14 protein-coding genes and 1 pseudogene are annotated in these 13418 nt (G+C 43.7%); 1 reads left to right on the top strand and 14 read right to left on the bottom strand.

The features are described 5' to 3' along the window. Positions 1 to 6: 6 nt before the first annotated feature. From M5F03_RS07715 to M5F03_RS07660, 12 genes are all read right to left on the bottom strand, one after another. Positions 7 to 1473 carry an aldehyde dehydrogenase gene (locus tag M5F03_RS07715; protein WP_249707836.1) on the bottom strand — a complete coding sequence of 489 codons (1467 nt, stop codon included), beginning with the start codon at positions 1471 to 1473 and terminating at the stop codon, positions 7 to 9. A gap of 19 nt (positions 1474 to 1492) precedes the next feature. Further along, positions 1493 to 2284, bottom strand: a complete 792-nt coding sequence (locus tag M5F03_RS07710; RefSeq protein WP_249707834.1) for an aspartate dehydrogenase — start codon at positions 2282 to 2284, stop codon at positions 1493 to 1495. A 9-nt stretch (positions 2285 to 2293) separates the two neighbouring features. After that, positions 2294 to 3088, bottom strand: a complete 795-nt coding sequence (locus tag M5F03_RS07705) for an SDR family oxidoreductase (RefSeq protein ID WP_180076849.1) — start codon at positions 3086 to 3088, stop codon at positions 2294 to 2296. A gap of 9 nt (positions 3089 to 3097) precedes the next feature. Further along, positions 3098 to 3946 (bottom strand): alpha/beta fold hydrolase, encoded by an 849-nt coding sequence (locus M5F03_RS07700; protein ID WP_180083991.1) that lies wholly within the window; start codon positions 3944 to 3946, stop codon positions 3098 to 3100. 17 nt (positions 3947 to 3963) lie between these two features. After that, positions 3964 to 4485 carry a cupin domain-containing protein gene (locus M5F03_RS07695; protein WP_180095023.1) on the bottom strand — a complete coding sequence of 174 codons (522 nt, stop codon included), beginning with the start codon at positions 4483 to 4485 and terminating at the stop codon, positions 3964 to 3966. A 166-nt stretch (positions 4486 to 4651) separates the two neighbouring features. Next, complete coding sequence (locus M5F03_RS07690) at positions 4652 to 5875, bottom strand: MFS transporter (RefSeq protein WP_249707832.1); 1224 nt, start codon at positions 5873 to 5875, stop codon at positions 4652 to 4654. A gap of 41 nt (positions 5876 to 5916) precedes the next feature. After that, on the bottom strand, positions 5917 to 7125 hold the full coding sequence (locus M5F03_RS07685) for an NAD(P)/FAD-dependent oxidoreductase (RefSeq protein WP_249707831.1): 1209 nt from the start codon (positions 7123 to 7125) through the stop codon (positions 5917 to 5919). Between the two features lie 25 nt (positions 7126 to 7150). Then, positions 7151 to 8080 (bottom strand): VOC family protein, encoded by a 930-nt coding sequence (locus tag M5F03_RS07680; protein ID WP_249707829.1) that lies wholly within the window; start codon positions 8078 to 8080, stop codon positions 7151 to 7153. Positions 8081 to 8090: 10 nt separating this feature from the next. After that, on the bottom strand, positions 8091 to 8855 hold the full coding sequence (locus M5F03_RS07675; RefSeq protein ID WP_180076843.1) for an SDR family oxidoreductase: 765 nt from the start codon (positions 8853 to 8855) through the stop codon (positions 8091 to 8093). After that, positions 8848 to 9912 carry a Rieske 2Fe-2S domain-containing protein gene (locus tag M5F03_RS07670; RefSeq protein WP_180083981.1) on the bottom strand — a complete coding sequence of 355 codons (1065 nt, stop codon included), beginning with the start codon at positions 9910 to 9912 and terminating at the stop codon, positions 8848 to 8850. Before M5F03_RS07670 ends, M5F03_RS07675 begins: the two co-directional genes overlap by 8 nt. A gap of 15 nt (positions 9913 to 9927) precedes the next feature. Continuing rightward, the gene (locus tag M5F03_RS07665) at positions 9928 to 10227 is read right to left on the bottom strand and encodes a recombinase-like helix-turn-helix domain-containing protein (RefSeq protein ID WP_180076841.1); all 300 of its coding nucleotides are present in this window, start codon (positions 10225 to 10227) and stop codon (positions 9928 to 9930) included. Between the two features lie 28 nt (positions 10228 to 10255). Beyond that, on the bottom strand, positions 10256 to 10561 hold the full coding sequence (locus tag M5F03_RS07660) for a non-heme iron oxygenase ferredoxin subunit (RefSeq protein ID WP_078190446.1): 306 nt from the start codon (positions 10559 to 10561) through the stop codon (positions 10256 to 10258). Between the two features lie 261 nt (positions 10562 to 10822). Here M5F03_RS07660 and M5F03_RS07655 point away from each other — a divergent pair, with 261 nt between their 5' ends. Further along, positions 10823 to 11641 carry an IclR family transcriptional regulator gene (locus M5F03_RS07655; protein WP_180076840.1) on the top strand — a complete coding sequence of 273 codons (819 nt, stop codon included), beginning with the start codon at positions 10823 to 10825 and terminating at the stop codon, positions 11639 to 11641. A 520-nt stretch (positions 11642 to 12161) separates the two neighbouring features. Here M5F03_RS07655 and M5F03_RS07650 read toward each other — a convergent pair. Then, a pseudogene (locus tag M5F03_RS07650) lies at positions 12162 to 12572 on the bottom strand (guanosine-3',5'-bis(diphosphate) 3'-pyrophosphohydrolase); the annotation flags it as partial. A gap of 159 nt (positions 12573 to 12731) precedes the next feature. Further along, positions 12732 to 13418 (bottom strand): GntR family transcriptional regulator, encoded by a 687-nt coding sequence (locus M5F03_RS07645; protein ID WP_249707827.1) that lies wholly within the window; start codon positions 13416 to 13418, stop codon positions 12732 to 12734.

Below are 13418 nucleotides of genomic sequence, written 5' to 3'. Positions count from 1 at the left end.
AGTCTGCTAGTCCGACCATGGATTGGCTTGCTCGTTTAAACCTAGATAAATACTTTTTTGCTGCATATAAGACAGGATACCGAGACGGCCTTTTTCACGGCCAATTCCACTGTCTTTAAAACCACCAAAAGGTGCGCTGATGGAGAATTTTTTATAGGTGTTAATCCACACCGTACCGACTTCCAGCAAACGGGCAATTTTCCATGCTTTACGGTAGCTTTCTGTCCAAATCCCTGCCGCTAAACCAAAACAGCTATCGTTGGCTTGCTCGAATAAATCTTTTTCATTGTCGTATGGCATAACGACCAACACAGGGCCAAAAATTTCTTCTTGGCAGGTTTGCGCGCTGTTGCTCAAACCCGTGATGATCGTCGGTTTGTAGAAACTGCCTTTGGCAAATTCACCTTCAGTGATCGCTTCACCACCCGTAACAACCGTACCGCCTTCAGCTATGGCTAATTCCACATACCGATGCACAGATTCCAAATGCTTTTGGTTAATGAGTGAACCCATATGTACATTTGGCTGTTCAGGATGGCCCACACGTAAACCTTCAGTGATTTCCACCAAACGCTTTAAAAATTCGTCATAAATGGAAGCGTGAATAAATAGACGTGAACCCGCAATACACGCCTGTCCTGCCGAACTGAAAATACCGTAAGCAATGCCTTTGGCTGCGATTTCAATATCTGCATCTGGCAATACAATCGTTGGCGATTTTCCACCTAACTCTAAAGACGTGGTAATCAACTTTTCTGCGGCAATATGTGCCAAGTGACGGCCCGTCGATGTACCGCCGGTAAAGGAAATTTTTCGAACTAATGGATGTTGGGCAATAGCATCACCAATCACTGAACCGCGTCCAACCAGCACACTCAAAATCCCTTTTGGCAATCCTGCTTCTTCAAAGATTTTAGCCAGTTCCAAAGCAATTAATGATGTCGCTTCGGCTGGTTTTAAAATCACTGCGTTGCCTGCAGCAATGGCTGGCGCCAATTTTTGTACTTCACTGGCAATTGGAGAATTCCAAGGGGTAATCGCTGCCACCACACCCACAGGTTCATGCACGCTCATGGTCAAAAAGTCAGATGCACGCTGCGTAGTCAATTCTTCATTAAACGTTTCGCAGGCTGCGGCATTAAAGCGTGCCGTTGCTGCTGCACTCATCACCAAAGCACGTGTTTCGGCTAAAGGCTTCCCGTTGTCACGGGTTTGCAATTTAGATAATTCATCTGCGCGGGCTTCAATGATATCAGCGACACGGTACAAAATTTTTGCGCGCTCATGCGGCAAAGAATTGCGCCACGCTGGCTTACGCCACGCTTGATCGGCCTTTGTAATCGCTTCTTCAACATCTTCCAACGTTGCTGTAGAAATTTCCGCATTGACTGAATTATCTGCTGGGAAAACACTTTGAATCACGTTGCCGCGGCCTAAACGCCATTCACCTGCAATATAAATTTCTTTAACCATGGCACTCACCAAATTCCTTTTAAATCTGAATCGCATCTACGCTGTTGCGGCATGCACGGATCACACTCAATGCTGCCAATGTTGATGTTTTGGGATTGCTCTCCAAAGGCACACCAATCATTTCAATACTCATTTGACCAAACCGCCCTTGGGCAATAATGGTGTGTTTGTTTTGGCTAATATGCGGATCGACCGTTAGCTCAACCATGGTTTCATCCATGCCGATACCCGCCAATGCAATGGTGGCAGCCACGTTGGCATTGGCTGGAAAATGCAATGCCGCTTCACGCGCAGTACCGGTATAAAAAACGGTGGCTTCAGTCACTTGATCTAAATCAATGAGCTTTTCTGCATAACTGCCACGCCAACTGTTTGGACTTTTGCAGCCTTTATAAGTGACCTTTTCCAATCCACCTTCTTTGGCCGCTGAAATGCCGTCAATTCCTGCAATCGCACCTGCCAGTAAATGAATGTGTGCACCCGAATGTTCAGCGGTATTTTGCAACTCTTCAAAGAAAGCGCTGTCAGCCAAAGTGCCCACAGAGATCAGGCCAATGTTCCAGCCTTTTGCTAAAACTTTCGTGGCATGTTCTTTCACCGCAGCTTGGCCTGCCACTTCAATCACATAGTCGGGCGTGCCATCACAATCGTCGATATCGGAAATGACCTGCACATCTGCGGCAAGCGCGTCCTGTACACTGGCAATACTGCGCTCTGGTACCACCACCCATTTCAATTCAAGGTCTTTGGGCAAATGGCTGCGAACCTCATTGGCCATTGCGCCAAAACCAATCATCATCAGCTGTTTCATATGCCCACCTTATAAATGCTTGTTAAAGCCGCCAGAAACATCGATTGCGGAACCTGTGGTATATGACGCCATTGGCGATGCCAAGAAAACCAAAGCGCGCGCGGGCTCTTCAGGTTTGCCTAATCTCTCCATTGGAATACCTCGTTTTTTAGCGATATTGCCAATCCATTCTTCCCACGTTTGATTTTGATCAGAACGGGCTGCAAAACGGCGTTTCCACTGTGCAGATTCCACCATGCCCAATAGGATTGAGTTGACACGAATACCGTATTGAGAAAATTCATGCGCCAATGAATGGGTTAAATTCAACAGTGCTGCACGTGCAGATGAGGTCGCTATCATGTGCGGTTCAGGCTGCAACGCTAGTAATGAATTGACATTGGTAATCGATGCACACTCTGACTGCTGCAATGCCGGCAAAAATGCGCGGATAGGATGCAGCACACTGAAATATTTTAATTCAACTTCTTTCAGCCAATCTTCATCCGCAGTATTTTCGAAGTTTGAAACACGACCTTGGCCTGCGTTATTAATTAAAATATCCACGCCACCAAATTCTTTTTGAACTTGATCTGCAAATTTTTTCACATCAACTTTATCTAAAACGTTGCAAGTTGAGGTAAAGACTTTGGCATTTGGGTACCGTGATAAAACCTGTGCTTTTGACTCATTCAAACGCTGTTCGTCACGACCACACCAAGCAACTTGTGCGCCTTCGGCTACCAAAAGCTCAACCGTTGCCAAGCCAATACCAGACGAGCCACCGGTGACTACTGCTTTTTTGCCTTCTAATTGGAAGCTCATTTTCCTATCTCACATCCGTGCGTCATGTAGCGACAATAAAATTTGGTTAAATTGCGCTGCTTGATCCAAATAACTCAAGTGGCCTGCAGCGGCAATTTCGTAGCATGGATTCAACTGAAACTGATCCGCCAATGCTTGAATATCCTGTGGAGGCGTTATGCCATCCGCCATGCCTTTAATCACATGAATATTGTACTGTTCTGGGTTTAAATAACTTTGAATCGCGTCATAGGCCAAAAGATACGATGCATCAGTAAAGCCTTCTAATTGAATGTTTTGCATCACTGTTTCAATCAGCGCTAATGCCTCTGCTGAAGCATTAGCAACCAAATGCGGCCCACGTGATTGCGCCATGCCTGATGCGCCTAAGGTCTGCAGCATTTTTGGACGCTTTTCAAAGACATCCTGCTGCTTTTGTGCATCACTACCTTTATAACCCTGCGCTGCATTGGCAAGGACCACTGCATCTACCATGTCTGGATAGCGTGCATTAAAGGCTGCTGCCTGCATTGCACCTAAAGAATGACCGACCAAAATCATTTTGTTTTGATCCGGAGCTGATCCTAAGTTCAGGCCTAATGCAGTCAACATGCCTTTTAAACGCTGTGCATAATCTTCTGCATTCGGCTGTTCTGCAGCTAAAGGATCTGACTGGCCATAACCCGGTGCATCCCATGCAATCACATGAAAATGATGACTCAAATCTTGCAACTGCTTGACCCATGAACCTGAACCCGAACTGATGCCATGCAGCAAGACCAGAACTTTGCCTGCGCCTGCCTCACGGTAAGATTGCTGTACACCGTCAAACTGAACGGTTTTTAATTCAAACTGTGCCAATTGCTCAACTAAAGTCATCTCTTTTCTTCCTAAAATTAACGCTTGATTTGAGACAGAGGGTGTTCAGGCGGATAGTTCGGAATCGTCGGCTTGCCAGTACCTAGCATTACGCACATTAGGGCATCTTCACTTCCTGGGTTAAATAAGCCGCGGTAAATCCCCGGTGGAATTGAAATCAAGTCACGTTCTTTTAAGCGGGTTGAAAACTTCTCGCCTTCATGTTCGATAAAAAGATCAATTTCACCACGCAGCATAAAGAACACTTCTTCTACATCGTGATGAATATGCAACGGACCTTCGCACTGCGGTGGCAAGACCATAGTTGAAAAGGTAAAGTTTTCTGCAGGCACCGTATTTCCATCATTTGCTACACCTGTTGCACCTGTCCCCATATAACGCATTTGCGCACGGCGGTATTTTGGGTCGTAATCTGCTTGGAATTTGAGTGCATCATAATCGTATTGACGGGTTTCAAAGCGAGCGATGCGTCCGCCAATCCAGTCTTCTAATGTTTGACCTTCAGGCTGTTTCCAAGATTCAAATTGCTGTACGGACATGATTCTCTCCTTATTTCAGCTCACTGCGATTTCATAAAAGTGGAGCTGGATCTGATCTAAATTGTTCTTACCGTCAGCACCAGTTGCTTTAAGCGTCATGACGGTCATGTATATCGGTTAAATAAAAGTAAGGGCTAATTTCTTGGCTTTAACTTTGGCTCAAGCCTTAATAACGTTTCAGCATTGGCGCGAGGAAGAAGGAACCGATCACGGCGACTGCTGCCAAGAAGGTAATGCCAATATTGAAACTACCGGTTTGCATTACGATCGCACCAATTAATACCGGTGCCGCTGCACTGGCAAAGTTACCAAGACCATTGAAAATACCGCCTGCTGTTGCGCCTACGTCTGCTGTAGTAATACGTGCTAACAATGCAAATACTGCTGCTACACCGAAGCCCCATGCCATAGCACTTAGAGACATCGCTAGAATCACCATCACAGGATCAGTTGCAATCACCATGGCATACATGAATATCCCTGCAATCAGTAAGCCACCACTCACTTGAATCGCACGTTTGCCCATTTTGTCCGAAAGGAATGCACCAGCGACTTCACCCACTAACATCGCAATGAATGGAAGACTTGAGTAGGCACCGAATTCTTTTAAGTTAAAGCCTTTGTCTTGAATTAAGTACGAAGGCACCCAGCTGTTTAAACCCCAGAGGTAAGTCATCAATGCAATGTTAAAGATGCACAGTAACCAGAATGAACCGTTGCTTAGCAAAGTCTTGGTATGCGCCACATGGGTACGGAAATTTACGCGTTTACCAACACCTTCCAAATCCACTGTGCGTTTCAACTGTAGGTTACGTAGGCCATACACAATCAGTATCAATACAATGAAGGTCAATGCCCCCATAACAAAGAACGTGGTGTGCCAGTCATAGTGCGCCAAAACAAATGCAGTAATCGGAAAGCCTAGGAATGCGCCAATGGGAGTTCCGAGGAGGAACATGGTTGAAGCACGCGCTTGCTGACGGTCGGTATAGGTTTGTTTCACAATGGTATAAGCCAAAGCAAACAATGGGCCTTCAGCTAAACCGAGCAGAACGCGCAGCGTCATCATCGTAGAATAATCTGTGGTGAAACCCATCAAAAACATCAATAGGCCCCAAGACGTCACACTCCAAAACAGCATTTTTTTAGGACAAAAAATATCGCCTAAAAAGCTTAGGAACATTGACGAAAAACCGTAAGCTAGCAAAAAGCTTGTCATCAGCCAGCCTAGTTTTGCCTTGTCCTGTGCAATGCCCATCGCATCTTGGAAGGTTGCATCTGAAAACAAGACAGCAATACTAATTTTGTCAAAGAAAGCCAGTACCACGCAGATCATTAAAATGATCGCTGGGGTCCAATGCTTTAATCCTGTTTTTGCATCATTATCCATGGGTAAATCCTTTCATACATGGGCTAATATTTTTTAAACGCTTATTTCAATTTCATTAAATTAAAGTGTGGATATTGCAATTGAGCTGGATCCAATTCGCGCTGGCTGGCCATCCATCGTTTTGCCAGTTTGATTAATTTTGAATCATTCACTGCGATCATATTCAGCAGCTGTTGATTTGCATCTAAATAGAAAAAACTGATTTGCGTTTCTGTAGTTTTACGAATCACCACCTGATGAGTTTTTTCAGGCTGATAAGTCCCTAAAATCTGAATGTTGCATTGATACTGATCTGACCATAACCAAGGTATATCCTGATAGGCTGTCATCTCACCCAACATTGATTTTGCTGCAGAAATAGCCTGATTTTGCGCATTCGCCCAAGACTGAATGCAGTAACCGAGTGATGGATGAATAGCCACATCACCTGCAGCATAGATATCTACATCTGAGGTTTGTCCATATTCATTTACCACAATGCCATCTTTAACTTCGAGTTCAGCTAAAGTAGCCAATTCTTTTGCAATTTCTGCACCTGCGCCGACCACCACACAATCAAACTGTTTTAATTTAATGTCTGCATCAAATACTTCAACATGATGATCTGCAGTTTCAATCAAATGCAATTTGGTCGCATTTAAATGAATCGCTGTACCATTGCTTTCATGCAAGTGCTTGAGAAAATCAGAGACTTCTGGGCTGACACTGCGTGCGCAAAGGCGTGAACCGTATTCAAAAATTTCGACCTGCTTGCCCTGCTTACGCGCAGTCGCAGCAATTTCTAGACCAATCCAGCCACCGCCAATCACGGCAATATGTTCTGCAGCTTTAAATTTTTCTGTCAGCTTTTGGCAGTCTTGAATATCACGCATGGTGTATACATTCTGCATGCTCGACCAAGCTGAAACAGGAATACGCGCTCGGCTTCCTGTCGCAATCAGCAATTTGTCATAAGGCAAAACTTTGCCGCTTTCCAAATGCACGGTTTTATCCGCTTTATCTAGTTTGACCGCATGATCTGGCTTGTGCCAAGTCACTGAAAAATCATTCACCTGCTCCTGAGAAAACAGATTCAAGCTTTCTACTTCTGCTTCTTGTGACAGCACTTGCTTTGACAATGGTGGACGTTCATAGAACACCTGCTCTTCATTTGAAACTACGTGAATTTCACCGTCAAAGCCTTGACCACGTAAAGTATGTACTGCCCATCCTGCAGCTTGGCCTGCACCGACAATCACTATTCTGTTCATGCTGATCTCCTTATCACCATTTACCTTAGGCAGGCTTTACTTGACGGCGGGTTTCATGGTCCAAACCACCTTCAATTGCCCATTCGGTAAATAATTCCAAGCTGTGCTCTTCTACACGCGGCTGCCATGCTTCAGTTAGATAATCATCATTGGTGTAGTACTCAAAAGCACCGCCCAATGGTGAGTTCACATACCAAAAGTAAGCCGATGATATTGGGTGACGACCCGGACCAATAAAGGTTGACCAGTCTTGACGATTCATACTTAAACCGCCGCCAATGACTTCATGAATATCACGGACCACAAATGCGACATGGTTCAAGCCCGCTGGTTTATTCGGCACGGACAATAAGAACAAATCATGATGGAAACCTTCGCCGCGGCAGCGTAAGAATGCACCGCGCTTACGGTAAGCATCGGATAAATGGAAGCCAACTTTCTCAATATAAAATGCTTGTGTCGTTTCCAAATCTGGTGTGAAAAACACCACATGACCAATGGCTACCGGTTCTGCTTTTTCATACACAGGACTAGCTGCATTCACACGCTGTATATTGCCAAATTGGTTAATGCCTTCTGTTTTTGCTTCTGGCAATGCATGCGTTATGCTTTTTTCAAACACAATGGTCATGCCGTTAGGATCGCGGCACTGCACATGCGATGCTGAACTTGCAAAACCCGGCTCATTGGCTAATTTTGCTTTTAAACTGTCAAAATCTTGATCATTTTCAACACCCCATGTTACTTCACGTAGTGTTGAACCGGCTTCAATGGCTGGCGGTAAACGTGCATCAGAGGTATCAAAAAGATACAGTTTGCTGCCATTTTGCGTTTGATATAAATCTGTACCATCAATATCTGTTGCCACCGACTTTAAGCCAAAATCAGCTAAAAATGTCTTTGCCTCTTGGCGGTTTTCGACACCAAATTTAAGGACTTCAATTCCTGTAATCATGTCTTGCTCCTTAATTAAATACGAAACCGCCATTCACAGGAATATTCTGTCCGGTCACAAAAGATGATAAATCTGAAAGCAGATAAATCGCTGTGCCGTTCACATCCTGCGGAAGTTGTTGACGCTGTATTGCTCTTCCATTCACATACAAATCATGGCGTGATTGCGGGACATATTCTGTGGCTTCGACCAGTGTTAAACCTGGGCTGATGGTATTCACACAGATATTATCTGCGCCTAACTCACTTGCCATTGAACGGGTCATCGAAATAATGGCGCCTTTACTTGCAACATAAGCCATCAGCTTTGGTGCGCCCCACAGCGCTGTATCGGAAGCAATATTGATAATTTTGCCCTGCCCTGACGCTTTTAAATGTGGTACGCAAGCTTGAGAAACCAACCAAGTGCCTTTAACATTGACAGTCATCACACGGTCCCAAAGCGCTTCGTCATAGCTCATCATATCTACACCGCCCACCCCGGTCGCCAAAGCAGCACAGTTGATCAAGCCATCCAATCCACCTAAAACACCTACGGCAATTTGTACGGCATTTTGAATCGAATTTTTATCGCTCAAATCAATCATGACAGATGAGACTTTTAAGCCATTTTTCGCCAAGCTTTGCGCTTCATCATGCACTTGATCTGCCAAGATATCAGCCATCACCACCGCAGCGCCTGCTTCAGCAGCCGCTTGGGCGAAATCAAGTCCTAGGCCGCGCGCAGCTCCGGTGACCAAGATGCGCTTGCCGGCTAAAATCTGCACATTAGCCATTTGACGCTTCCTTCATTTCAATGCGATTTTCATCTTTCACTTCACGCAGCGCTAAGATTTTTTTGATTTGCTTTTCCGCCTCTTTTTTCATGAGGCGGCGTAAGCGCGATAAGCCCACATCATGCTGATAAAGGAATTCGTGTTGACGCGCATTGGGCGCCATGTTTTCTAAGATAATGCGGTCTTGTTCCAGTACATCCCAGTGCAATTGCTCAAGATGGTTACGGTACAAGAAACGCCAAACATTACGTTGCCAACCTGACACTTTACGGCAGCGCCAGAAGAATACGCGAGTGTTGTCGGCATCAATCGGGGTAGCAAAACCGACAATCCAAAACTCACCACCCGGACCAAAAGACTTACGGTAAGGAATCGATAAACGTAACCATGCCGCCCCCGTTTGACCATATTCAACCCAGTCAAAGTTCACACCAGTTTGACCTTCTTTTTCAAAGACGAAACCATCTTGGGTTGCGCGGTGCTTCATTTCAGCTGTACGTTCACCTTCCGCCATCGAGTGCGATGTACAATGCAGGTATGTGCCGTGCATCGGGTCCATCACGTTATCAATGGCATATTGATGATTCACTTTCCAATCTGCCATACATAGGAATGAGCTCCACTCATCACTTGACAGCTGATCGGGTAAGTTAAGTTCTGCAGGCGCTTCACTAGCATCAAGACCAAACCAAATGAAGATCGCATCATTCATTTCTTTGACTTGATATGATTTTACACAGTCGCTGCCTTTGAGCGGGCAATCATTTACTGCTGGCACATCTTCCACCACGCCGTCATGACGTACTTCTACACCGTGATACCAACAAGCAACGCGGTTACCCAAATTCCAGCCAAGCGATAAACGTGCGCCTCGGTGCGGACAGCGGTCTTCTAGTGCATGTACAGCGCCTAGCTCATCGCGCCATACCACAATATTTTCGCCTAAACGGGTAATCCCAACAGGATTTGAACCTACTTCCCAGCTTGCCAAGACTGGATACCATTGATCACGCAGACCAAGATCCAAATATTGTTCTAAATTAATTTCTGCAGTCATGATGAAATCCTTTTCTTAATAGCCTAGACGCTGCATTTCTTTCGAGAAGCTCTCAGTGGTCCAAACCTCTCCTGCTACTGTTCTAAACCCTTGCTGATTCAGTGCATCGGTTAATGCATCCAGTTCTGTCACATCGTTATTGAAGGCTTGAATTAAATGCTGCACAAAATCCAATTCATATTGGCTCGGCGCGCGGCTGCGGTTTTGCCAAACCAAATGTTCAACCTGACCCGGAATTTGAATATTGTTAATGCCTGCGTCATTCGAAGGCGTTGCGTTAATCCATTTAGCTAGCTTTTCGTTAAATGCTTTCATGTGAATATTTCCTTTTCTTCCTTCAGCCTTAGAGTTGAATTTGAACTTCACCGTTTTCAACGCGTACTGGGTAAGTACATAAATCTCTGCAACCAGGGCCACTTTCCAAAGCCCCTGTTTCCAAGTTGAAAATCGCTTCATGCAGCGGGCATTCAACTGTCAGTCCTTCAATGAAGCCTTCTGTCAGTAACGCAAATGCATGCGGGCAGACGTTTTCAACCGCGAAATAATTTTCTTCGATAAGAAAGACACCGATCTTTTTGTCTTCGACTTCAACCGCTTTTGGCTCTTCATCAGCGACTTCATTCACTTTGCAAACAGATATCCAGTTCATATGCTCATCTTCCATGTTTTATATGCAAAACAATATTTAATATTTGAAACATTATGAATAGAATAATGCGTGAGCAATTTAATTGTCAATTTTTATAAATTTATATATTTCATCAAGATAGTTAAAAAACACATTTTGCAATGTTTTATTTACAAATAAATGTTTTATATATAAACATTGCGATCTCATTTTTAGGCCGCTAAAATAGCCCCAATAGGTTATTTATTTTTATATAAACTTGATCAAAGATGAGCTTGGCAAATGAATTCAATTAATAACGATGCCTCTTTAGAGAAAGAAACTGAATCTTCCAATGACGAGCGCTATTTAGTCCCAGGCTTAATTCGTGGCTTGGCCATTTTAAAATTATTCGATCAACATCATCAGGAAATGACCATTTCTGAAATCGCGGAAAAAATAGATGTAAACCGTTCCAGCGCTTTTCGTTTAATTCACACCTTAGAGCACTGCGGCTACCTGCGAAAAATGTCGCAAAAAACCTATGCGCTCAACAGCAATGTGATGGAACTGGGCTTTAACAGCTTATCTAAATCATCACTGACCGATTTGGCTGCGCCGATCATGCGCGAACTGCGTGACCGAATTAAAATTGCGGTGCATTTATCGGTCTTAGAAGGCACAGATATTGTTTTCGTCAGCAATGTTCAGTCCAATGGTCCATTTACCAGTACCGTGCATATCGGCACACGCTGGCCTGCACATGCAACGGTGATTGGTCAATTGATTTTGTCGCAACTTTCGGAAGCTGAAGTCATCAAGCGTTATGAAAATATTCAAGATTGGAAAATATTTTCGGAACGTACACCGCGTAATATTGAGGCTTTATTAGAACGACTACGTGAAGTACGCAATCAGCCATTTATGGTGAGCTGGGGACATTTCAATACAGATATGGCCGCTTGTGCTGCGCCTATATATAGTCAGGCAAGTGGGAAAATGAGCGCTATTTTGTCGGTCAGTTGCCCTTTGAGCACCTATACAGAAGCTCAATTCCGTGGAGAAGTTGCCAATACCGTCATAGAATGTGCCGATAAAATTTCAAAATTCATTTACGTCTAAATAGATGGAATCACTTTAAAAGTCTCGAAATCAAGCATTTCGAGATATTCTTAAATGACACTCAGCATCTAATTATCTAGATAAAATTCATCAATCAATGGTGACTTTATATTGTTGTATTGCCGATACAGTCTACAGTTTCTGTCTTAAGTTTCCACGCGATAAAATGATTTTGCATAAAGACGCCAAACATAGAAGCAAATAATTGCCGATCTTGTTCAGCTTGAAAGATGCCCCCGAAATAGTCCCGATCTGTGGTTAAAATTAAATCTAAGAATGTTGCCTGCTTGGGAACGGCACCCTTTCTTTGGCAATATGCAAAATATGCACTGACATCTTCAAATAAAATCCACCACTCATGTGGACTTCCAATCTGAACGCCACCTAATGAATGCTCTAGATCAAACATCGCATTAAGCAGATATTGAAAATTTTGCTTTGAACTTTGAAATTGAAATCTCGGATAATCTGTTGTTAGATTTAAATCGATCAAATGTAAATGGACGCTCCGAGCACGCTCTAATCTACTTTTAACTTTTAAATATTGTTGATAACGACGTCTATCTTTTGCTGTGACCAAAGTTAAGCGAGACAAATCCATATTGTCGTGTAAATCACTGAGTTTTACTTCACACGCAATTGCATTTTTAGCAGTACGCTGCGCAGCTTGAAATCGGTTCTCACCGGCTGTTTTAGTCAGTGCTAGTATCGCGTCGATAATATGGGCTTGAAAACCCATAGCACGAAGCTCATCCGTCGTTGTCGCAGTATCTTCTAAAATGTCATGTAATACAGCGACGATTTTAGCATCGGGATGTTGCACATTTTGCATCACACGAAGTGGATGCTGAATATAAGCTTGACCCGCTTTATCGACTTGTCCGAAATGGCGTTCAGTCGCCAATGAAATCGCGTTTTCTAAAGTTGAAATAAAGAATCTCCCCTTCGTGGTCTTTTTTATTTTTCTCCATCATATTAACCAATGAATACATCTATTTATAGCTCTAAGTACGCCCCTAACGACACAGATTGACTCGTAAAATACATATCTACCGTGAATTATCGTGAGCTAGATCTTTTGCAAATAGTTCTATGCCATTCGCGCCAACATTTCCAAAGTAATTTTTTTCACCTCTTCTTTACTTTGCTGAATATGGCTGCGCATTTTCTCCAATGCCGCTGTAACATTATGTCCAAGGATCAATTGTAAAATCTGTTGATGCTCTGCATAAGTGGCTTCAATTCGATAATCTTTAGAAAAATCTAAGCGACGAATAATACGAATTTTTTCACTCACATCCCGATGCACCTTTGCCATTTCACTATTACCGATTGCTTCAAGCAATTGGCAGTGAAATGCTTCATCTTGCATCGATAAAGTTTTTAAATCATGCAGAAACTGCTCAGGCGGAATACACCACACATTTACTAAGTCCTGTAAAGCCTGTTTGAGTTGTTCTGGTTCCATTTTGCAGAGCTGCTCAATGGCATAGCATTCCAGCAAAATCCGTAAATCATAGAGTTCTTCATAGGCTTTAAAATTGAGTGGCTTCACCTCCCAACCGCTACGAAAATTTACCCTTACATAGCCATCTTGCTGTAAACGGTATAAAGCCTGCCGTACGGGTGTACGGCTGACTTCATACAATTCTGCAATTTCAGATTCGGTAAAACGTGCACCAGGTTTGAGCTGAAAATCAAAGATATCGTTTTTTATTTTTTGGAAAACCAGCTCAGACAAGTTGTCTGAGCTTTTCCCAACAATAGCTGAGCTCAT

The sequence above is a fragment of the Acinetobacter amyesii genome (assembly GCF_023499985.1).
In the GTDB taxonomy this organism is placed as follows: domain Bacteria; phylum Pseudomonadota; class Gammaproteobacteria; order Pseudomonadales; family Moraxellaceae; genus Acinetobacter; species Acinetobacter amyesii.
The sequence above is the reverse complement of the archived record's forward strand: the minus strand, read 5'-3'. Positions and strand labels throughout refer to the sequence as shown.